Origin of the sequence: Flavobacterium poyangense (genome assembly GCF_011751075.1) — a bacterium.
GTDB classification, from domain to species: domain Bacteria; phylum Bacteroidota; class Bacteroidia; order Flavobacteriales; family Flavobacteriaceae; genus Flavobacterium; species Flavobacterium poyangense.
Genome location: NZ_JAALLN010000003.1, coordinates 62,174 through 83,451 on the forward strand (window position 1 = coordinate 62,174; position 21,278 = coordinate 83,451).

The window sequence follows — 21,278 nt, forward strand, 5'->3', positions numbered from 1 at the left end:
GTAAAATTCTCAATAAAATAAAAAATGTTAGTTTCAATCGGTATCCCAATATATAATGCAGAACAATATCTTAAATTAGCTATTGATTCTGTACTACAGCAAACTTTTAAGGACTTCGAATTACTATTAGTTAATGATGGTTCTACAGATAAGTCTTTAGATATTATGAATTCATTTCATGATTCCAGAATCAAAATTATTAATGATGGCATTAATAAAGGTTTAATCTATAGATTAAATGAGATGATTGGGCTTTCAGAAGGACAATATTTTGTAAGAATGGATGCTGATGATGTAATGTTTCCAAATAGAATAGAAAAACAATTAGAGTTGTTGAGGGGTAATCCGGAAATCGACATTGTTCACGGTGACGCTGTGAGCATTGATAAGGATAATAACATTTTAGGATATAAAAAATCTGTTGTAATAAAGGATAAAAACGATATTCTTAAGGGTTTTTTTCCTATACATCCGACCGTAATGGTAAAAAGGGAGTTGTTGTTGAAAAACCCTTACAAAGAGGGGTTTATACAAATGGAAGATATGGAGTTATGGTACCGACTTGTCGATAAGTATCGTTTTAAAAACTTGAGTCATCCTTTATTATTTTATCGAGAAGATAGCAGTAATAATTCCCGAAAACATCTAAAAATGATTAAAGGTAAGTTGAAATTTGCTGAAACTTACCGAACATCAACATTAAATAGAATAAAAATAGTATTAGAATCTTACGTAAAATACACTATATATATTGTTCTTGAAAAACTTAAAAAGGAGCATGTTTTACTTAATAAAAGATTTCAACAATTAACGCAAACTGCAAAAATAGATTTTAAAAAACAGTTAGACTCGATTATAAGTGGCGCTATATAAAATTTTATTTTACATCATTTATTCGATAGCTGCATTTTTTGCTGTTTTTACAGCTATTAATATTGACTTCAAAAAAAGAAATTATCAAGGGGTAGCTAGTTATATTGTTCTCGTCTTAATGTTTGCGTATGTTTTTTTATTTGGTCTGCGAGCAATTGATGTTGGTACAGATACAGAAATGTATCATTGGCAGTATACTCATCATGACGAAATAACCTACGGTACCGATGCACCTGTCGGATATATGTTTAAGTTCTTAAACATTTTTAGTGAAAATCCACAGATTTTTCTTTTTATAATGAGCTTTTTATACGTGACTTTGAATTTTTATGCTCTAAAAAAATATACAAAATTTTATAAATCAAATTTTTTCCTTTCAGTATTTTCATTAATTAGTCTTTTTTTCTTTGAGTCGTTAGGGATAAATGTTATACGGCAAGGATTGTCTTTGGCTTTTTTTGTGTTAGCAATTATTTATAGGGATTTTTCGCCGAAGAAAAAATTTAAATGGATTTCATTTTTAGTATTAGCTGTTTGCTTTCACTTTACAAGCCTTATCCCCGTTGTTATATATTTGTCGGTTGCTTACTTCAAGAAAATACGGATGAATTATTATTATTGTATCTATATCGCATCAGTGTTTCTGTCTGCAGCAAGTATCAGTATCTTATCTTTTAAAGAGTATTTTATTGGTTTTTTATTAATAGATGAGAGAAGAAGCGGTTATTTAGATGCAGATGATTCTTCTTATTTAGTAGGGTTCAAACCTCAGTTTGTTGCATTTAACACTATATTTTTAATTTTATTTGTCTATTTGAATAAAATTGAAAAGAATGATTTCTATACCAATTTATTGAAATATTATATTGTGATAAGTTCTATATTTTATATGATGTTTCAAATTCCATATTCTGATAGATGGGGTGTTATGTCGTGGTGTGTTATTCCAATTTTGTTTTCGCCGATGTTTAAAGTTTATCAAAGTAAGAAAAGTATAAAAGCTTTATTTTCTATATTGTTCTTAATATTTATCTTTGTTTTTTTTCAATCTAGATAATCTCGAACCTATGAAAATTACTCTTTTTTTTAAAACATTATTTTTCTGTTTCGCTATTTCTCACGTAGCAAATGCACAAGATTATGTTTATTCAAATCCGTCAAAGCTACTTGTAAAAAAATATTATAAAGGTTACCAAAAGTATGTCTTTCCAAAAAATGCTTATTATCTTGACAAAAGTCTTCCAACAAATCCGAATAAAAAAGGAATTGTAGACTATACTGATAAACTTCAGAATGCAATTAATAAATATTCAGTAGTAGTGATGCCCAATTTTCCGGTTTTAATAAACAACAAAGGGCTGTTCATTCCTTCAAATCGAATAGTGTATTTTAATCAAAATTCAATTATACAATTTAAGGGCCCAGCAACAGGAAGACTAAATGACATTGTAAAAGTTTACAACGCCTCTAATGTCAAAATTTATAATGCAAATATTATTGGAAGCAGAAATGAGAAAAGTGAGCAGAAAGGAGAATGGAGTGCAGGTATTTGTGTTTTGAATAGTTCGAATGTAGAGATTAATAATTTTCAAATAAAGAATACTTGGGGTGATGGCATTTTTGTAGGATCGGAAAATGGAAAAGTAAGCTCTGATGTGGTAGTTAAAAATGGATTTATTGATCGTGCACGAAGAGACGGTATTTCTATTACTTCAGCAAATAACTTACTTATTGATTCTGTGTTTATAGCTAATACATTTGGAACTCTGCCTATGTCCGGTATACAAATCGAACCAAGTCTTTATAATGAAACTATAAATAATGTCAACTTAAATAATATTTATACCTACAATAATCCGGGAGGAATAGCGGTTAATCTGCAATCTTTTTCAATTAAAAATAATCCGCAAAAAAAAGTAAATATAAAGGTGCTAAATTATACCGATGAAGGTTCTAATTATTCTTTCGGAACATCAATTAATGACGATGAATCGATCCAGAATCCAATTGGTACAATAACAGTAACTAATGCAGTTTTAAAAAATCCGAAAAAAGATTTTTATTGGAAAAATTCAAAAAAATATGATGTAAAAGTTATTTTTGATAAAGTAAAAAAATATAAAAATAACGAGTTAGTTAATACGAAAGACTAGTCAGCCAATATAAAAATATCCAATATTTCTGTAGTTTCTACTCGTTAAAGTTATTGTTTAAATATTATTAGGTATATAATTAAACGAATGGTAAAAACAAAATTAAGTAAACAGACTAGTGATTAATACATAAAATGAATAAAATTATTCGATTATCGACTGTTCCGATCTCATTAAATGTTTTATTAAAAGGACAGTTAAAGTTTTTAAGTAATTATTTTAATGTTGTAGCAGTTTCTGGTAAGGGGGTTGATTTAGAAGAGGTTGCTCAAAGGGAAGAGGTTAGAGTTCATTCTGTTGAGATGGAAAGAAAAGTAGCTCCGGTAAAAGATTTTATTTCTTTAGTAAGATTGTATTTTTATTTTCGAAAAGAGCGCCCAGTTATAGTGCATTCAATTACACCCAAAGCCGGTTTGTTAAGTATGATCGCAGCAAAATTAGCTGGCGTTCCGATTCGTATGCATACTTTTACGGGACTAATATTTCCTTCAAAATCAGGGTTGTTTCAGAAAATTCTAATTGCAATGGACAAGTTGTTGTGCTTATGTGCAACAAATGTTTATCCTGAAGGACAAGGAGTTAGTGATGATTTAAAAAGTTATGGAATTACCAGAAAACCACTGAAAGTAATTGGGAATGGAAATGTTAATGGAATTGATACAAAATATTTTGATCCTGAGTTATATACCACTGAAGATAAAATCAGAACACGAAAGCAATTAGAGATTTTTGAAAATGATTTTGTTTTCGTTTTTGTAGGACGTTTGGTTAAGGATAAGGGGATTAATGAACTTATTAGTGCTTTTTCTAAACTTGAAGCGAACTATAAAGAGGTGAAATTAGTATTAGTAGGTCCTTTTGAAGATGATTTTGATCCTTTAGATAGAGAAACAATAAATGCGATTCAGGAATCTAAGGCTATTGTAACAGTTGGTTTTCAACAGGACGTTCGACCTTATTTTGCATTGGCAGATAGTTTGGTTTTTCCGAGCTATCGAGAAGGTTTTCCAAATGTAGTAATGCAGGCAGGTGCCATGAATTTACCAAGTATCGTTACAGATATTAATGGTTGCAATGAGATTATCAGAGAGAATGTAAATGGGATAATTATTCCTGTAAAAGATTCTAATGCGATTTACGACGCAATGATTAAAATATTAACAAATACGGAGTATAGAAATAAACTTAGGTCGAATGCCCGTCTCCATATTATTTCTAGATATGAGCAACAATTAGTTTGGGGTGCCCTTCTGGAAGAATATAAAAAATTAGAAAAAAATGTATAATATCTATTTGAAAAGAACAATTGATTTTATTTGTGCCTTGTTTGGTATACTGTTATTCAGTCCAGTATTAATATTTGTAACAATTGGTCTTTTTATTACCAATCAGGGGAAACCTTTTTTTGTTCAAAGGCGACCTGGCAAAAATGGGAAAATATTCCGAATCTTAAAGTTTAAGACTATGAATGATAGGAAAGATTCAGATGGAAATCTTTTGCCAGACGCTGATAGATTAACAAAAATTGGAAGTTTTGTACGTAAGACTTCATTAGATGAAATTCCTCAACTTTTAAATGTATTAAAAGGAGAAATGAGTCTTATTGGACCAAGGCCTTTATTGCCAGAGTATTTACCCTTGTATAGTGATTTTCAGAAACAACGTCATAATGTTAAGCCAGGTATTACCGGGTGGGCACAAGTAAACGGGCGTAATGCTATAAGCTGGCAACATAAATTTGAGTTGGACGTATGGTACGTGAATAATATATCATTGAAGACTGATTTAAGAATATTTTTTAAAACTATAAAAAAAGTTTTCGTTTCTGAAGGCATTAATGCAGCTAATTCCGCAACGACAGAAGCGTTTAAAGGAAATTAATTATGAAAAAAATTGCTATTGTAGGCGCAGGTGGATTTGGTAGAGAAGTAAAGATGCTAATCGACCAGATTAATTTAGTAAATAATCAATATGAGTTTATAGGTTACTATGACGATGGTATTGAAAAGGGTAAAATTATTAATGGATATCCGATTCTGGGAGGGGTAAATGACATCAATTTTTTGAAAGAAGAGACCGCTATTGTCTTGGCTATTGCAGATCCTAAAACTAAAAAGTTGATTATCGGTTCGATAAAAAATGAGCTGATCGTTTTTCCTACTCTAATTCATCCAAATGTATATATTGGAACAGATAAAGTAAATATTGGAAAAGGGTGTATAATTTGTGCTTCTAATATTATAACGGTAAACATTAATATAGGAGATTTTGTTATTTTAAATCTAATGTGTACCGTAGGGCACGATACTACTATTGAAAGTTATTGCTCATTTATGCCATCCGTAAATATTTCTGGAGAAGTTTTAATTGAAGAAGGTGTTTATGTCGGTACGGGAGCAAAAATTATAAATCAGTTAGAAATTGGAGAATATACAATTGTGGGGGCTGGAGCAGTAGTCTCAAAATCATTACCGAAAAAATGTACAGCAGTAGGAATTCCAGCAAAACCAATTAAATACCATGAATAATTCAAAAATATGGCTTTCTTCACCACATATGGGAGGAAGCGAACAAAATTTTGTTAAAGAAGCTTTTGATACTAACTGGGTAGCTCCATTAGGTCCTAATGTAAATGGCTTTGAAGCTGATTTAGAAAATTACCTGGGGAATGATTCTTTTATTGGCGCCTTAAGTTCCGGAACCGCAGCAATTCATTTAGGGCTTATACTTTTAGATATAAAACCAGGTGATGAAGTAATTTGTCAAAGTATGACTTTTTCGGCATCGGCAAACCCAATAATGTATCTTGGAGCAACTCCAATCTTTGTTGACAGTGAAATTGAAACATGGAATCTTTGTCCAGTTGCTTTAGAAAAAGCAATTGTTGATAGGATCTCTAATGGAAAAAAGCCTAAAGCGATAATTGCAGTACATCTTTATGGAATGCCTTATAAAGTTGAAGAAATAAATGCAATTGCAACTAAATATGATATTCCCGTTTTAGAAGATAGTGCTGAAGCATTGGGAAGTCATTTTAAGAATCAGAAATGTGGGACTTTTGGAGAAATCGGAGTTTTATCTTTCAACGGAAATAAAATAATCACAACTTCCGGAGGTGGTGCAATAGTTGCAAAAAGTAAAGAATTAAAAGATAAAGCTGTTTTTCTTTCTACTCAGGCGCGAGATAATGCCCCTCATTATCAACATAGCGAAGTGGGATATAATTACAGAATGAGTAATATTTGTGCAGGAGTAGGTCGTGGACAGATGGAAGTTTTGGATGCCCATATTCAATTAAGGCGAGAAATGAACGATTTTTACAGAAACTATTTTAAAGATATAGAAGGAGTAACAGTTTTAACAGAACCTAATGAAAGTTATTATTCAAACCACTGGCTTTCAGCAATAACGATTGACCCTGAAAAAACTGGAGGAAAAACAAGAGAAGATTTAAGACTAGCCTTTGAAAAAGCAAATATAGAAAGTCGTCCTCTTTGGAAACCAATGCATTTACAGCCAATATTTGAAAAATATTCTTATTATGGAGGAAAAATAGCTGAAAATCTATTTGAAAATGGATTGTGTCTTCCTTCTGGATCAAATCTGACCGATGAAGATAGAGATAGAATAAAAGAAGCAATGGTCACTTTTTTTGAATAAATTAAATTTATGTCAATGAATTAAAAATCATTTGTGATTTGATATGGATATAGAAAAAACATTTATTGAGGGGTTAATAATTTTAACTCCATCAGTTTTTAAGGACAATAGAGGTTCTTTCTTTGAGTCTTTTAATACTAATACATTTAGAGATTTAGGTATAGATTTTGAATTTGTTCAAGATAACGAGTCTCATTCCAGAAAAGGAACAATAAGAGGGTTGCATTATCAAAACCCTCCTTTTGCTCAGACAAAATTAGTACGTGTTCTACAAGGCGAAATTATGGATGTTGCCGTAGATTTACGGAAAGACTCACCTACATATGGTAAATCATTTACTGTTTTTTTATCAGATAAAAATAAAAAGCAGTTATTGATACCACAAGGCTTTGCACACGGTTTTTCTGTTTTAAGCGATACTGCTTCAGTGCTTTATAAATGCGATCAGTTTTATAACAAAACAGCTGAAGGAGGAATTAAATTCGATGATCCGGGTTTGCATATTGACTGGGGGGTAGATTTGGAAAAAGCAATTGTTTCTGAAAAAGATCAAATTCTTCCTTTTATTGAAAATTGTAACAGTCAGTTTTAATGGAAAAAATTCTGGTAACGGGAGCAAAAGGACAGTTAGGTTCTGAACTTTATAAATTGTCTCCAAAATATTTACAGTATGAGTGGATTTTTGCAGATAGAAATAAAGTTTCTCTTGATGATTTAGAGTTGCTGGAAAGTCAATTGTCTCGAATTCAACCCGCAATAATTTTAAATTGTGGTGCATATACAGCGGTTGATAAAGCCGAAACAGAAAAAGATTTGGCTTTTACGATTAATCATTTAGCAATTGAGTTAATTGCAAGATATGCTAAAAAAAATGGAGCTAAACTAATTCATATTTCAACTGATTATGTTTTTGACGGAAGTTCTTCAATTGCTTTAGATGAGCAAGCCGTAACGAATCCTATTAATGTTTATGGTGCAAGTAAAAGAGAAGGAGAAATTGCTTGTCTTAGAGAATGCGAAGATGCAATTGTAATAAGAACTTCCTGGGTGTATAGCAATTTTGGTAATAATTTTGTAAAAACTATGCAAAGGTTAATGCAGGAAAAAGTGTCAATAAATGTTGTCAATGATCAAGTAGGATCACCAACTTATGCTGCCGATTTAGCTGAAACCATGATGACAATCCTCAGATCTGGAAAATGGTTCTCAGGAATCTACAATTATTCAAATGAGGGTGAAGTAAGTTGGTATGAGTTTGCATTAAGTATAAAAGAACTTGGAAAATATAGTTGTGAAATAGTGGGAGTTTCTTCCTCAGCTTACCCTTCTTTAGCAAAACGACCTGTCTTTTCGCTATTGGATAAAACAAAGATAAAATCTGTTTATGGAATTGAAATTCCAAATTATAAAGATAGTTTAAAAAAAATGTTTACCTAAAAGATCTCTTTAGTAAGAAAACAAAATTTTAAAAATTAATTTTAGCAATAGAATCTAAAATTGTAATGATATGAAAGGAATTATTTTAGCAGGAGGATCTGGTACTCGTTTGCATCCTCTGACACTTGCAGTGAGTAAGCAAATGATGCCTGTGTATGATAAACCAATGATTTATTATCCACTATCAACGTTGATGATGGCGGGAATAAGTGAAATATTAATCATTTCAACTCCTTATGATTTGCCTAATTTTAAGAAATTGCTTGGAGATGGAGTAGCTTTGGGTTGCAAATTTGCATATGCTGAACAAGCTGTTCCTAATGGTTTAGCTCAAGCATTTGTTATTGGTGAAGAATTTATAGGAGATGATGATGTTGCTTTGATATTAGGAGACAATATATTCTTTGGTTCAAATATGCAAGAGCTTTTGAAATCTAATACAAAACCAAACGGAGGTGTAGTTTTTGCTTATCATGTTTCTGATCCAAATCGATATGGAGTGGTTGAATTTGACAAAAATCTAAAAGCGATTTCAATTGAAGAAAAACCTGAAAAACCTAAATCAAGTTATGCTGTTCCAGGTTTATATTTTTATGACAATTCGGTAGTTGAAATTGCTAAGAATATAAAACCAAGTGCTCGTGGTGAATATGAAATAACAGATGTAAATAAGGTATACCTTGAACAAGATAAATTAAAGGTTGGAATTTTAAGTAGAGGTACAGCCTGGTTAGATACAGGTACATTTAGCAGTTTAATGCAGGCAGGACAATTTGTACAGGTACTGGAAGAACGCCAAGGATTGAAAGTGGGTTGTATTGAAGAAATCGCATGGAGGCAAGGTTTTATCACTTCAAACCAATTAAGAACGCTGGCGGAGTCGTTACACAAGTCAGGTTATGGAGAATATTTGTTAAATCTTTTAAATTCAGATGTAGAATACTAAAATCGTTATTTTTAATTGAAATGAATTTTTAGTATCTTTAAATTTGTATTTTTGTAAAAAATACCCATATATATTTTCAAAGCAAACCAAATTGAATACAGATAAACCAACCAAAATCACGGATTTCTTGCATAGTTATTTTTCGCCAAGAAATCTAAGAGCCAATATTAATAACTTAAGTTACTTACCTAGGTGGATTATTGTTGGTATAGATGTAATGGTATTAGCCTTTTCTTTTACTTTTACTTATATGCTGTTTGAAGGGACAGCACTGGGATACATTATTACTTCACATCATTTTTATTTTGTAAGCAGCCTAATTTTAGTCAATGTGTTCTTTTTCTGGCTATTTAGGACCTATTCGGGAATTATTCGACACTCATCTTATATTGATGCTATAAAACTGCTGTTTTCACAAATGTCAGTTTTGGTGTTTTTCTTGTTTTTTAATTTGATATTTGAGCTGTATTTTGGACATAAAGCGTTCTTAAATACGGCATTGTTTATAAATTTAGTTTTATCTTTTTGCGGTTTGTTTTTATATCGTGTAATTGTAAAGCAAACTTTTGAATTGTATTTTTCTGAGAAAGCGGGTTCTAAGTTAATCAGAACCGTTATTTACGGAACAGATGCAAATGCTATTTCGGTAGCCAATGCATTAAAATTTGAATCTCCTTCCAGATTTAAAATTGTTGGTTTTGTAGATAAAAACAATCAAAATGCATCTAAACGAATGTTAGATCTACCTATTTTGATTTTAAGAAAAAAATTACCGGCCCTAATGCGTTCTGTTGCTGCAGAAGGTGTAATTATTGCTGATAAAAGTTTATCAAAAGAGGAGCAATTAATTATCGTTGATCAGTGTTTAGAATTTAATTACCGGGTCTATACCGTGCCTCTTATTTCTGACTGGGAAAACCAAAAAGAGATTTCTCAGAAAGTAAAAAATATTCAAATTGAAGATTTATTAGAGCGTAAACCTATAGTTCTGGATAGTAAATCAATTTCAAAACAGCTAAAAGACAAAACCATTCTTATTAGTGGTGCAGCAGGCTCAATAGGAAGTGAGATCGTAAGACAGGTATTAGGGTTTAACCCTAAAAGAATCGTTATTTTAGATAATGCAGAGACTCCGCTTCATAATTTATGCTTAGAGACTTTAAGTATGAACAGTGAAACAAAAATCGTTGCGGTAGTGGGTGATGTGAGAAGTAAAAAAGCACTTGAAAAAGTTTTTAAAACCTACAATCCGCATGTCGTTTATCATGCTGCAGCCTATAAACATGTTCCTTTAATGGAAGAAAATCCGTCCCAGGCAATTCTGACAAATATTAAGGGAACTAAGAATCTGGCTGATTTATCCTGTAAATATAACATCAAAAAATTTGTTATGGTTTCTACGGATAAAGCGGTTAATCCTAGTAACGTAATGGGAGCCAGTAAGAGAATCGCAGAGAAATATGTACAGTCTTTATTTTTAAAAAACCAAAGAGAAGAGAATCAAACCGCTACAAAGTTTATAACGACTCGTTTTGGGAATGTTCTAGGATCAAACGGATCAGTTGTGCCTTTGTTTACCAAACAAATTGCCGAAGGTGGGCCTGTTACGATAACGCATCAGGATATCATTCGTTATTTTATGACTATTCCTGAAGCCTGTCAGTTGGTACTGGAAGCCGGAGCAATGGGTAATGGGGGAGAGATTTATATCTTTGACATGGGTAAGCCGGTAAAAATTATTGATTTAGCTAAAAAAATGATTAAGTTGGCAGGTTTTATTCCGGACAAAGAGATAAAAATAAAAATTGTTGGATTAAGACCGGGAGAAAAACTATATGAAGAATTACTAAATGATACTTCTAAAACGTTACCGACTTATCACAACAAGATCATGATCGCCCAGGAAATACAGGATGAGTATGAAAATTTGCATACAGAAATAGAAGAGCTTATCGGTATTGCAGATTTTTATGACAATGAAGATATTGTTGCTAAAATGAAAAAAATAGTGCCGGAATTTAAAAGTATGAATTCGACTTTTGAAGTTTTGGATAACTAGTTTTTGGTGAATTGAATTTTGATTATAACAGGTATATAAAAAGGTGTTTTTTTAAAAAACGCCTTTTTGCTTTTTAAATAATTTTTAAGGAAGCAAAAATCTTGTTAATTGTATATAGTAATAAAAGAGTGCCCCAGTTTTAAATAATACTATCGCAATTTTATTGTGATACAAGTAAAAATGAACAATACAAATACTACTAATGACTGGCTGTTTGAAATAACACCAAAAAATAAATTCTTCTCACTAAATCTTAAAGAGATTTGGCAATATCGGGATTTACTATTTCTTTTTGTAAAACGAGATGTTATAACTGTTTATAAACAGACTGTTTTAGGACCGCTTTGGTACCTGATTCAACCGCTGTTTACGTCAATAACTTTTACTATAATATTTAATAATGTTGCCGGAATCCATACAGGTAATGTTCCTCCGTTTTTATTTAATTTGGCCGGAATAACAGTTTGGAATTATTTTACGGCTTGTCTTAACGGAACATCAGATACTTTTAAAGCAAATGCCGGAATCTTTGGCAAAGTCTATTTTCCCAGAATCATAACGCCGCTTTCGGTTGTCATTTCCAATTTAATTAAGTTAGGGATACAATTTTTTATTTTCATTGCTTTCTATTGTTATTACTTAATTCAGGGAAAAGATTTAAGCTTTAACGGCCTTGTATTGTTCTTTCCTGTTCTCATTCTCGTTATGGGAATTTTAGGATTAGGACTGGGAATGTTGATTTCATCGATGGTAACTAAATATCGTGATTTTAGCTACCTCATTGGTTTTGGTATACAACTGCTAATGTATTTGTCTGCAGTAATGTATCCAATGGAATTGATTAAACAAAAACTGCCGGATTACGGTTGGATTGTAGCATATAATCCGCTGGCATATATTATAGAAACCTCCCGATATATGCTTTTAGATGTTGGAGAAATATCCATTTTAGGCTTATGTTACACTATTACCATCACTACTGTAGTATTTTTTATTGGACTTTTAGTTTTTAATAAAACCGAAAAAAGTTTTATTGATACGGTTTAATTTAAAAATTTAGAAACACAACATATCATTTGCAATTGGAAAAAGATATAATATTAAAAGCTCAGAATATTTCTAAACAATACCGTTTAGGAGAAGTTGGTACCGGAACTTTGGCTCATGATCTGAACAGATGGTGGCATCAAATGCTTGGTAAAGAAAACCCGTATTTAAAAATAGGGGAGACTAACGATCGTTCTACAAAAGGAACTTCTGATTATGTTTGGGCTTTGCAGGATATTAATTTCGAAGTAGAACGTGGAGAAGTTTTAGGGATCATCGGAAAAAATGGTGCGGGAAAGTCGACACTTTTAAAAATACTTTCAAAAGTTACGGCACCTACAACGGGAAGTATTAAATCGCGTGGTCGTATTGCTTCACTTCTTGAAGTTGGAACAGGTTTTCACGGAGAAATGACCGGTCGCGAGAATATTTTCTTAAACGGGGCCATTTTGGGCATGACCAAAAAAGAAATTGCTTCAAAACTCGATGAAATTATAGAATTCTCAGGTTGCGAACGTTATATTGATACTCCTGTAAAAAGATACAGTTCCGGAATGACGGTTCGTTTGGCATTTGCGGTAGCCGCATTTCTTGAGCCGGAAATCTTGGTGATTGATGAGGTTTTGGCAGTTGGCGATGCTGATTTTCAAAAGAAGGCAATCGGTAAAATGCAAGACATATCAAAAGGAGAGGGACGGACCGTTTTGTTTGTGAGTCATAATATGGCTGCAGTTGAAACTCTTTGTACTCGTGTTATAAGTATGAATAACGGAACTATTTTTGGAAATGGTAATCCCACAAAAATTATATCAGAATATTTGCAAAGTACTTCTTTTTCGGAACGCGAATTATCTTTTGACTCTATAGATCATGCTAAAGGAAATGAGAATGTAAAAATAATGTACGCGGCGATCGAAAATGCCTCTTCTGAAAATAAAAATGACATTTTAGATGTAACATCAGCGATCGATTTTAGATTAAAAATTGTTAATCAAACTGATAAAGAGAAAATTTCTTTAGGGTTCGATTTAAAAACAATTAAAGGTGATATTGTTTTTGGCTCGGGAAATAAATTTGAATGTCGAATAAATGAAGTTACGAATATCAGCTGTAGGATTCCGGCTAATTTTTTAAATGATGACGTTTATCAAATCCATTTTTATTTTCATACAAATGAAATGCGTCTATTATTTAGTGATGAAGAATTATTGACATTTGAAATAAAAGATGTAAAAAGAGATTCCGGTTATTTAGGAAAAATAAATGGAATTATAAGGCCTTCACTTATTTGGGATCAAAAGATCCAGTAGTTTATGAAAAAAATAGCTGTTTTACAGTCTAATTACATTCCGTGGAAAGGATATTTTGATTTGATACATCAAGTAGATGAATTTATCATTTATGATAGAATGCAGTATACAAAAAACGATTGGAGAAATAGAAATAAAATTAAAACAAGTAAGGGGACTGAGTGGTTAACAATTCCTGTGAGGGTAGAAAGTTTACATCAAAAGATAAACGAAATTAAAATAATTGATTTTAAATGGACCAAAAAACATAGGGCAACTTTGCAAACCAATTATGGCAAAGCAAAATGTTTTACAGAAACAAAAGATTTTATTTTTGATTTATATGATCATGCTTCAAGCTTGAAATTTCTATCTGAAATAAATTATTTCTTTATAAAATCGATTTGTGATTATCTTAAAATTAATACCAAGATTAGTCTTTCTACAGATTATAATTTAATTGAAGGAAAAACGGAAAGGCTGGTAGATTTATGTATGCAGGCAAATGCTTCTCATTATATTTCCGGACCCTCTGCAAAGAATTATATTGATGAAAAGTTATTTGTTAATAATGGTATTGATTTGCAGTGGATGGATTATTCTAATTATAAGGAATATCAACAAATGAACCCGCCATTTGATCATGCAGTCTCGATCTTAGATCTGATTTTTAACGAAGGACTTCAATCAATGGAATATATAAACTTAAATCGATGAAGAAAATTGTTTTTTTAGTTTCTGGAGATGGTGGGACATTGAAATTTTTATATCATGCCATAAATTTTTTAAATCTTAACTTTCAAATCGTAGGAGTTATAGCAGATAGAGAATGCCAGTCCTTGCAATTTGCAGAAAAGGAAAATATTTTTTCGTTAAAAATAAAATATACGAAGGAAAATACAGAAGAATTGCAAAAGCAGCTGTTTTTTTTGAATCCAGATCTTATTATTACAAACATTCATAAGATAATTGATGAAAAAACATTAGGTATTTGGGAAAATAAATTTATCAATGTTCACTATTCCTTGCTACCTGGTTTTGCAGGATTAATAGGAATGGATACAGTTAAGAAAGCTAAAGATCAAAATGTGAAATTTATTGGTAGTACATGCCATCTTGTTAATAAAGAGGTAGATTCCGGAATGATTCTTCAGCAAGGTTGTTTTAGTGTAGATTGGGAAAATGATAATTTTGTAATTGATACTGTCTTTAAAACTGCTTGTATCTGTCTTTTGGAGGCCATTGATCAATCTCAAAACAAATCGAACGAATTTGTTGTTCTGAATAATTTTAAAGTTCAATTTTCACCCCCAATTTCGAGTAATACAGATGTGTTTACTAATGAATTTTGGAATTTAATAAGAAATAGTTAAGATGCTTCCTTTTAATAAACCATATTTAACCGGCAGCGAAACTAAGTATATAGAAGATGCCGTAGCTTCAGGTAAAATTTCGGGGAATGGAAAATATACCCAATTATGCCAAAAATTCTTTGAACAAAAGTATAGTTTCAATAAATGTTTATTGACAACATCCTGTACAGATGCTTTGGAAATGGCAGCGATTTTGATCAACATAGAGGCCGGAGATGAAGTTATTATCCCTTCCTATACATTTGTCTCTACTGCAAATGCATTCGTGCTGAGGGGAGCAAAGATTATTTTTGCTGATTCAAATGCCGAAAATCCTAATATTGATGAACAGAAACTGGAGTCTTTAATAACATCAAAAACGAAAGCAATTGTCCTTGTTCACTATGCTGGAATAGCTTGCAATATGGACAGTATAATGGAAATAGCAAATCGTTATAATTTATTTGTTATAGAAGATGCAGCACAAGCTGTTGACAGTTTTTATACCGGCAAAGATGGTATCAGAAAAGCATTAGGATCTATAGGCCATCTGGCAGCTTTTTCTTTTCATGAAACAAAAAATATAATTTCGGGAGAAGGTGGAATGTTGGTGATTAATGATGAACAGTTTGCTCATCGTGCAGAGATTATTTGGGAGAAAGGAACTAATCGTTCAGCCTTTTTTAGAGGCGAAGTAAATAAGTATGGTTGGGTAGACATTGGTTCTTCATTTTTGCCATCTGAAGTTATTGCTGCTTTTCTTTGGGCTCAGATAGAACATCTTGAGCAGATCCAGATAAAAAGAAAAGAAATTTGGAATAGATACTATATTGGTTTGCAGGATATAGTGGGTAAGGGGATAGTTAAGCTGCCAATTGTACCGGATTACGCAACAAATAATGCGCATATGTTTTATGTGGTTTTTGAATCCATGGAAAAAAGAAATGAATGTATTGATTGTTTGAAAAGGAGTGGTTTTCATTCTGTTTTCCATTATTTGAGTCTACACAAAAGCCCATATTATATAGAAAAATATGAAGGTGAAGATTTGATGTTTAGTAATTATTACTCAGATAATTTACTTCGATTGCCTTTCTACTACGAATTAGATGAAACAGATCAAGTAAAAATTATAGAAGTTATAAAAGAATTCGTTTCTAATGTCTAGAATTATTCATATTTGTGAAGACGAAAAGTTTATCAATTCTGCAATAGAGCAGTTTGAGAATTGCTTTCCGGATAGAAACGTTTTTCACGTAGTTAGTTATCAGGCTGTTTCTGATTTTTTACATGTTAAATCCCAACCATGTGTTCAGAAATGTTTAGCAAATGAATTAGTCTCAATTGGGCGTTATATCCAAAAAACAGATATAATAATATTGCATAGTTTATCAGTCTCTTTTTATGAGTTTGTTTTGCAATTGCCAAAAGAAAATCCTGTTGTTTGGTTTTGTTTCGGTTTTGAGGTGTATAATGATACTAACTACTATAAAGCGCATAAATTATTTGATTCCATAACAAGAAGCAGATTTTCTAAGCCTAATTTGTCGCCAAAGAAAAAGATTAAAGAGTTTATCAGACCATATTACAGAGTCTTTAATAAAAACTTCCCTTTATCTCAAATAGAATATAAAAGGAAAGTCATGAAGAGAATTGATTTTTTAGGCAGTTCTTTTGAAGAAGAATTTCAGATAATTTGCGGACTAATCAAACAAAAAAAATGCTTTTTTGCCTTTTGGTATTACCCATTAGAGCAGATATTAGATATTTCAAAAGAGGTAAATGAGAATAAAAAAACAATTTTAATTGGAAATTCAGGAAGTATTACCGGAAACCATTTGGATGTTTTTGATAAAATAAAAGAGTATAATCTGACAGCGGAAAAAATTATTGCACCATTAAATTATGGAGATTCAGAATATATTAATATTGTGACTGATAAAGGCTATGAAGACTTCCCGGATAAGTTTTGGCCTTTGTTGGAGTTCATTTCTTTAGACCAATATAATACTATTTTGCAAGACGTAGGAGTCGCAATTTTTAATAATAGAAGGCAGCAAGCTCTTGGCAACATAATTGCCTTATTATGGATGGGAGCAAAAGTTTTTTTGAGTAAGCTAAATACTTTTTATACTTTTTTAAAAAGAACTGGAATACATATATATTGTTATGAAACAGATTTGAATGAAGAAAGCTGTAATGAATTTTTATCATTGGAAAAAGCAGAGCATAACAGAGCAATTTTGTTTAGCTTTTTAAATAAAAAGCAATTAGAAGAAGAATTAAAAGAACAAATAGCGGTTATAAATGTCTAATCCTTTATTCTCCATTTTAATAGCGAATTATAATAGCGGGCATTTTTTTAAAGACTGTTATGAAAGCATTTTGAACCAGAAATATCAAAATTGGGAAGCAATTATCTGTATGAAATTATGTAAAAAAAACAAAATTTATTAAAATGAACCAGCCTTTAATTTCTGTAATTATTCCTACTTTCAATCGTGGTTATTTAATTGGTGAAACTCTTGATAGTGTATTAACTCAAACTTATGAGAACTGGGAATGTATAATTGTTGATGACGGTTCTACAGACAATACACTTGAAGTCATTGAAGAGTATTTAAAAAAAGACTTAAGATTTAAATATTTTGAAAGACCTAAGAACATACAAAAGGGAGCAAATGCTTGTAGAAATTATGGTTTTAAAATAAGTAAAGGTGAATTTGTTAATTGGTTTGATGATGATGATATAATGTTAAATAATTTTCTCGAGAAGAAAATTGAATTATTCCATCCAGAAATCGACTTAGTGATTTGTTCAGGGACTTATGTAACTGAAAAATTAGAAAAATTACAAGTTATAGATCTGATCTTGAACTCTTATTTATTTAAAGATTATGCTTTATGGAAATTACCAGTTCTTACACCTTCAATTTTATTTAGAAAAAAATACCTTGAAAATAAAGAACTCTTTAGTCTTACCATTTCAAGAGGACAGGAAACCGAACTTTTTTCCAGATTGTTTTATAGATTAGATACCCAAAAATTTGTAATTATAAACATATCACTGTTCTTATATCGACAACATGTATCTACAGTAACGTATAAAAATAATGAATACGTAAAATCTTTTAAAGAATCTCAAATGATAATCGCAATTGAAAACTTTAAAAAAAGTATTCAATTAGAGGACTTCGAATTAATAAGACATTATTATTTTATTATAATTGATTTCTTCTACAGAGGTTTGGAACAAAAACATGTAAAGATTTGCTCTCATATAGTAAAAAAAGCTACTTTTCAGATGTATAAAATAAACAAATCGTTAGGTTTAAAATTTTGTATAAGTAGTTATTTATTGATTTTAATTAAAAGAGGGAGTTATAGAATTGAAAAACATTTTAGAAAAGCTTATTTTTCATGAAACCATTAATTTCAATTATAATTCCAACCTATAATAGGGCAGATTTAATAGGTGAAACATTAGATTCTATATTGTCGCAAACATATCAAAATTGGGAATGTATTATTGTAGATGATGATTCAACCGACAACACTGAAGAAGTTGTAGCAAGATTTATTAAAAAGGATTTTCGATTTAGTTTTCATAAAAAACCAAAAAACAGCGTAAAAGGACCTGGTTTTTCCAGGAATTATGGTTTTAAGATTAGTAAAGGTGAGTTTATATATTGGTTTGATAGTGATGATATTTTATTGAAGGAAGCTTTGGAAAGAAGGATGAGTTGTTTTCAAGATGATGTTGATGTCGTAATAGGGAAATCTGAGTTTTTTGATTCAGTTTCTAAAGAGATATTATTTAGGAATTCTATAGTAAGCCGAGATTTAATTCATGATTATTACACAGGGAAGGTCACTTTTTATGTTTCAGGACCTTTATGGAGAAAAGCTTTTCTATTAAAAAAACAATTATTCTTTGACGAAAGAATTACATATTTAGATGATTGGGATTTTAATTTGAGAGCAATTTACAAAGTTCCCAATATGGTAATCTTAGATGAGGTTTTGTTTCTTTATAGATCGCATGCACATTCATTATCCAAGCAAGTAAATTTTTTTAATATTCAGGAATTAATATCCGAATGTTATGCAAGAAATAAACATTATGTTTTACTAAAAAAAAGTAAGATGTTGGATGAAAGGATTCATGCTTTTTTATTAAATAGATCAAGAAGAATTTTGCTGGACATTTTAATAAATAATGAAAAAGGGAGTTTTTTCTTTTGCTTTAATTTGGTAAAATTAAATTTAAAAAGTATGAAAATTCAGAATGCTTTGAAAACTACATTAGGATTCACAACTTATAAAATTTTTAAAAGAGGTTCTGCCCTAATAAAATAAAATTGTACACAGACAAACAAAAAATACCACGGATCATTCATTATTGCTGGTTTGGAGGCATGTCAAAACCAAAGTTAGTTCGAGACTGTATAGCTTCTTGGAAAAGATTTATGCCTGATTATGAGATAATAGAATGGAATGAGAAGAATACAGATTTAACCCATCATTTTGTTGAAAAAGCTTATAATTTAAAAAAATGGGCATTTGTGGCTGATTACATTCGTCTGGATGTACTCAATAAAAAAGGAGGAATATATCTAGATACTGATATGATGGTCCTGAAAAGTTTTGATAATCTTCTGGATAGTTATTGCTTTTTTGGAGCTGAGGACTTTTTTCATATCAATGCTGCGATAATAGGGACTATTCCAAAAAATGAGTTTATTAGAGAATGTCTTCAGATGTATGATGGATTAGATTTAAATGCTGGTAGCCATCTTGGAGAAATTACCATTCCCAAAATGATTACAGCAAAGTACAATGGACTTTCACAAAATGCTCAGTATTTCAATAAAATTATATCTTGTCACGATATTGTCATTTATCCTCCAGAATATTTTTACCCATTTCCTTTTGAGAATAAAAAAGATCTGAAAAATTATAAAAATTATATTCATACTGAATCATACACAGTTCACTTATGGCATTCATCCTGGATAGAATTTTCAGAATTTCATTATTTTAGAAATTCAGAATATTCATTGGGATTCAGAAAAGTATTTAATAAAATAATTAAAGAAAAGAGAATAGATTTAAAATATATACGAAAAATAGCATCTGCGATAAAAGAATCCTTAAATAAACGAAGATAATTTTATAATGCAGATAATAACTTGTTAAGGTAGATGGTATTTATAAGGGAAAAGAGGCTAATTGTCAGAAAAAGATATAATTGAAAATGGAGATGACTAAATAATGGATAATAAGTATAAAATCAGATTATTTTTTTTGAAAGTAAAAGCATTGCTTAAACTAATCTCTTTTATGGTTTATGAGCTGAATAAAATTAAAAATGCAAAAGTTATTTTTTTCTTCCCTTATTATCATACAGGTGGGGCAGAGAAGGTGCATCTAAATATTGTGAAAGCAATTAAAGATGTTGAAAATTATGTCTTTTTTACTGATGAATCTTACTCAGATGGTTTTAAAAATCAATTTTATAAATGTGCCAGTGTTTATGAAGTATATGATTTTTTAAATAGAAACTACTTTGTAAAAAAACTTTTTATAAAGGTTTTAGTATCTAAAATTAATGGTTCTAAAAAAATAAAATCTGTTTTCGGATGTCATTCAGTATTTTATTATGAATTATTACCTCATATCTCAAAGAAGGTAAGAAAATACGATCTTACACATGCATTTATCAAACCAGATAAAGGAGGAATCGAAATTTTTAGTTTACCATATGTTAAAAATTTAGATAAAAGAATCGTTATTAATTCAAAAACAAAACAGGATTACATTGATTTGTACAATTTGCAAGGCTTATCTGAATTTAATGAGAAAATCGAAGTTATTCCAAATGGGATCGAAATTTTGCAAAAAAGCAATAATATCAAAAATGATGATTTTTTTTACGTTGGCTTTGTTGGTCGGTGGGCTAAAGAAAAAAGACCTGAGATGTATTTAAAAATTGCAAATCAAGTTAGAAAAGATTACCCTGATATTCGTTTTGTCATGGCTGGGCCTAATTTTGAAGAAAATGAGCAAGCAATTAAAGATTCAGGAATTATTAATTTGGGAGAAATTAAAGATGAGAATATTTTAAGGGAATGGTATGATAGAATGAATGTGATTTTAATAACGTCATACAGAGAAGGATTTCCAATGGTAATTATGGAGTCGATGATGTTTGGGGTAATTCCTATTTCTTCTAATGTAGGAAGTATTAGCGAACATTTAATTGATAATGTTAATGGCTTTTTGGTTGAAAATGAATTGCACATTACAGATATCGAAAATAAATTTAGTGAAAAAATAATTTATCTGTATAAAAATAAAGAGGTACAAATACAGCTTTCAAAAAATGCAAAACAATATGGAGTAAGTAAGTTTGGAATTGATAGTTTTAGAGAAAAATATAGATCATTATTACTTAATTAA

22 protein-coding genes are annotated in these 21,278 nt (G+C 30.6%); all 22 read left to right on the top strand.

Annotated features, from left to right (window positions below; all coding sequences use genetic code 11):
- Positions 1-24 precede the first annotated feature (24 nt).
- Positions 25-873: a glycosyltransferase family 2 protein gene (locus G3A47_RS08240; protein ID WP_166921687.1), complete on the top strand. Its 849-nt coding sequence runs from the start codon at positions 25-27 to the stop codon at positions 871-873.
- Entirely contained in the window at positions 860-1,930 is a 1,071-nt protein-coding gene (locus G3A47_RS08245; protein ID WP_166921688.1) for an EpsG family protein, read from the top strand. The genes G3A47_RS08240 and G3A47_RS08245 overlap by 14 nt, the downstream gene beginning before the upstream one ends.
- Before the next feature lie 10 nt (positions 1,931-1,940).
- Complete coding sequence (locus tag G3A47_RS08250) at positions 1,941-3,026, top strand: right-handed parallel beta-helix repeat-containing protein (protein WP_166921689.1); 1,086 nt, start codon at positions 1,941-1,943, stop codon at positions 3,024-3,026.
- A 134-nt stretch (positions 3,027-3,160) separates the two neighbouring features.
- Positions 3,161-4,312 (top strand): glycosyltransferase family 4 protein, encoded by a 1,152-nt coding sequence (locus G3A47_RS08255; RefSeq protein ID WP_166921690.1) that lies wholly within the window; start codon positions 3,161-3,163, stop codon positions 4,310-4,312.
- Complete coding sequence (locus tag G3A47_RS08260) at positions 4,305-4,907, top strand: sugar transferase (RefSeq protein ID WP_166921691.1); 603 nt, start codon at positions 4,305-4,307, stop codon at positions 4,905-4,907. Before G3A47_RS08255 ends, G3A47_RS08260 begins: the two co-directional genes overlap by 8 nt.
- Before the next feature lie 2 nt (positions 4,908-4,909).
- Positions 4,910-5,554 carry an acetyltransferase gene (locus tag G3A47_RS08265; RefSeq protein ID WP_166921692.1) on the top strand — a complete coding sequence of 215 codons (645 nt, stop codon included), beginning with the start codon at positions 4,910-4,912 and terminating at the stop codon, positions 5,552-5,554.
- A complete protein-coding gene (locus tag G3A47_RS08270) occupies positions 5,547-6,686 on the top strand; it encodes a DegT/DnrJ/EryC1/StrS family aminotransferase (RefSeq protein WP_166921693.1) in 1,140 nt (379 codons plus the stop codon). Before G3A47_RS08265 ends, G3A47_RS08270 begins: the two co-directional genes overlap by 8 nt.
- Positions 6,687-6,729: 43 nt before the next feature.
- Positions 6,730-7,278: a dTDP-4-dehydrorhamnose 3,5-epimerase gene (gene rfbC / locus G3A47_RS08275; protein ID WP_166921694.1), complete on the top strand. Its 549-nt coding sequence runs from the start codon at positions 6,730-6,732 to the stop codon at positions 7,276-7,278.
- On the top strand, positions 7,278-8,123 hold the full coding sequence (gene rfbD / locus G3A47_RS08280) for a dTDP-4-dehydrorhamnose reductase (protein WP_166921695.1): 846 nt from the start codon (positions 7,278-7,280) through the stop codon (positions 8,121-8,123). Before rfbC ends, rfbD begins: the two co-directional genes overlap by 1 nt.
- Positions 8,124-8,193: 70 nt before the next feature.
- Positions 8,194-9,069 carry a glucose-1-phosphate thymidylyltransferase RfbA gene (gene rfbA / locus G3A47_RS08285; protein ID WP_166921696.1) on the top strand — a complete coding sequence of 292 codons (876 nt, stop codon included), beginning with the start codon at positions 8,194-8,196 and terminating at the stop codon, positions 9,067-9,069.
- A gap of 91 nt (positions 9,070-9,160) precedes the next feature.
- On the top strand, positions 9,161-11,128 hold the full coding sequence (locus G3A47_RS08290; protein WP_166921697.1) for a polysaccharide biosynthesis protein: 1,968 nt from the start codon (positions 9,161-9,163) through the stop codon (positions 11,126-11,128).
- A gap of 180 nt (positions 11,129-11,308) precedes the next feature.
- On the top strand, positions 11,309-12,175 hold the full coding sequence (locus tag G3A47_RS08295; protein WP_166921698.1) for an ABC transporter permease: 867 nt from the start codon (positions 11,309-11,311) through the stop codon (positions 12,173-12,175).
- Positions 12,176-12,210: 35 nt separating this feature from the next.
- Positions 12,211-13,485, top strand: coding sequence for an ABC transporter ATP-binding protein (locus G3A47_RS08300; protein ID WP_166921699.1), 1,275 nt, complete (start codon positions 12,211-12,213; stop codon positions 13,483-13,485).
- A gap of 3 nt (positions 13,486-13,488) precedes the next feature.
- Positions 13,489-14,181, top strand: a complete 693-nt coding sequence (locus G3A47_RS08305; RefSeq protein WP_166921700.1) for a WbqC family protein — start codon at positions 13,489-13,491, stop codon at positions 14,179-14,181.
- On the top strand, positions 14,178-14,837 hold the full coding sequence (locus tag G3A47_RS08310) for a formyltransferase family protein (protein ID WP_166921701.1): 660 nt from the start codon (positions 14,178-14,180) through the stop codon (positions 14,835-14,837). The genes G3A47_RS08305 and G3A47_RS08310 overlap by 4 nt, the downstream gene beginning before the upstream one ends.
- Before the next feature lies 1 nt (position 14,838).
- Positions 14,839-15,984, top strand: coding sequence for a dTDP-4-amino-4,6-dideoxygalactose transaminase (rffA, locus tag G3A47_RS08315; protein ID WP_166921702.1), 1,146 nt, complete (start codon positions 14,839-14,841; stop codon positions 15,982-15,984).
- On the top strand, positions 15,977-17,131 hold the full coding sequence (locus G3A47_RS08320) for a TDP-N-acetylfucosamine:lipid II N-acetylfucosaminyltransferase family protein (protein WP_166921703.1): 1,155 nt from the start codon (positions 15,977-15,979) through the stop codon (positions 17,129-17,131). The genes rffA and G3A47_RS08320 overlap by 8 nt, the downstream gene beginning before the upstream one ends.
- Positions 17,124-17,273, top strand: a complete 150-nt coding sequence (locus G3A47_RS24005) for a glycosyltransferase (RefSeq protein WP_350339436.1) — start codon at positions 17,124-17,126, stop codon at positions 17,271-17,273. Before G3A47_RS08320 ends, G3A47_RS24005 begins: the two co-directional genes overlap by 8 nt.
- A gap of 1 nt (position 17,274) precedes the next feature.
- Entirely contained in the window at positions 17,275-18,240 is a 966-nt protein-coding gene (locus G3A47_RS08325) for a glycosyltransferase family 2 protein (RefSeq protein ID WP_166921704.1), read from the top strand.
- Positions 18,237-19,175, top strand: a complete 939-nt coding sequence (locus G3A47_RS08330) for a glycosyltransferase family 2 protein (RefSeq protein WP_166921705.1) — start codon at positions 18,237-18,239, stop codon at positions 19,173-19,175. The genes G3A47_RS08325 and G3A47_RS08330 overlap by 4 nt, the downstream gene beginning before the upstream one ends.
- Positions 19,176-19,177: 2 nt before the next feature.
- Positions 19,178-19,987 (top strand): glycosyltransferase, encoded by an 810-nt coding sequence (locus tag G3A47_RS08335; protein ID WP_166921706.1) that lies wholly within the window; start codon positions 19,178-19,180, stop codon positions 19,985-19,987.
- A 136-nt stretch (positions 19,988-20,123) separates the two neighbouring features.
- Positions 20,124-21,278 (top strand): glycosyltransferase family 4 protein, encoded by a 1,155-nt coding sequence (locus G3A47_RS08340; protein ID WP_208328349.1) that lies wholly within the window; start codon positions 20,124-20,126, stop codon positions 21,276-21,278.

Excerpts from the sequence above, each read along its gene's own strand:
- G3A47_RS08240 (WP_166921687.1), top strand. The coding sequence starts at position 25 with ATGTTAGTTTCAATCGGTATCCCAATATATAATGCAGAACAATATCTT.
- G3A47_RS08250 (WP_166921689.1), top strand. The coding sequence starts at position 1,941 with ATGAAAATTACTCTTTTTTTTAAAACATTATTTTTCTGTTTCGCTATT.
- G3A47_RS08255 (WP_166921690.1), top strand. The coding sequence starts at position 3,161 with ATGAATAAAATTATTCGATTATCGACTGTTCCGATCTCATTAAATGTT.
- G3A47_RS08260 (WP_166921691.1), top strand. The coding sequence starts at position 4,305 with ATGTATAATATCTATTTGAAAAGAACAATTGATTTTATTTGTGCCTTG.
- G3A47_RS08265 (WP_166921692.1), top strand. The coding sequence starts at position 4,910 with ATGAAAAAAATTGCTATTGTAGGCGCAGGTGGATTTGGTAGAGAAGTA.
- G3A47_RS08270 (WP_166921693.1), top strand. The coding sequence starts at position 5,547 with ATGAATAATTCAAAAATATGGCTTTCTTCACCACATATGGGAGGAAGC.
- rfbC (WP_166921694.1), top strand. The coding sequence starts at position 6,730 with ATGGATATAGAAAAAACATTTATTGAGGGGTTAATAATTTTAACTCCA.
- rfbD (WP_166921695.1), top strand. The coding sequence starts at position 7,278 with ATGGAAAAAATTCTGGTAACGGGAGCAAAAGGACAGTTAGGTTCTGAA.
- rfbA (WP_166921696.1), top strand. The coding sequence starts at position 8,194 with ATGAAAGGAATTATTTTAGCAGGAGGATCTGGTACTCGTTTGCATCCT.
- G3A47_RS08295 (WP_166921698.1), top strand. The coding sequence starts at position 11,309 with ATGAACAATACAAATACTACTAATGACTGGCTGTTTGAAATAACACCA.
- G3A47_RS08305 (WP_166921700.1), top strand. The coding sequence starts at position 13,489 with ATGAAAAAAATAGCTGTTTTACAGTCTAATTACATTCCGTGGAAAGGA.
- G3A47_RS08310 (WP_166921701.1), top strand. The coding sequence starts at position 14,178 with ATGAAGAAAATTGTTTTTTTAGTTTCTGGAGATGGTGGGACATTGAAA.
- rffA (WP_166921702.1), top strand. The coding sequence starts at position 14,839 with ATGCTTCCTTTTAATAAACCATATTTAACCGGCAGCGAAACTAAGTAT.
- G3A47_RS08320 (WP_166921703.1), top strand. The coding sequence starts at position 15,977 with ATGTCTAGAATTATTCATATTTGTGAAGACGAAAAGTTTATCAATTCT.
- G3A47_RS24005 (WP_350339436.1), top strand. The coding sequence starts at position 17,124 with ATGTCTAATCCTTTATTCTCCATTTTAATAGCGAATTATAATAGCGGG.
- G3A47_RS08325 (WP_166921704.1), top strand. The coding sequence starts at position 17,275 with ATGAACCAGCCTTTAATTTCTGTAATTATTCCTACTTTCAATCGTGGT.
- G3A47_RS08330 (WP_166921705.1), top strand. The coding sequence starts at position 18,237 with ATGAAACCATTAATTTCAATTATAATTCCAACCTATAATAGGGCAGAT.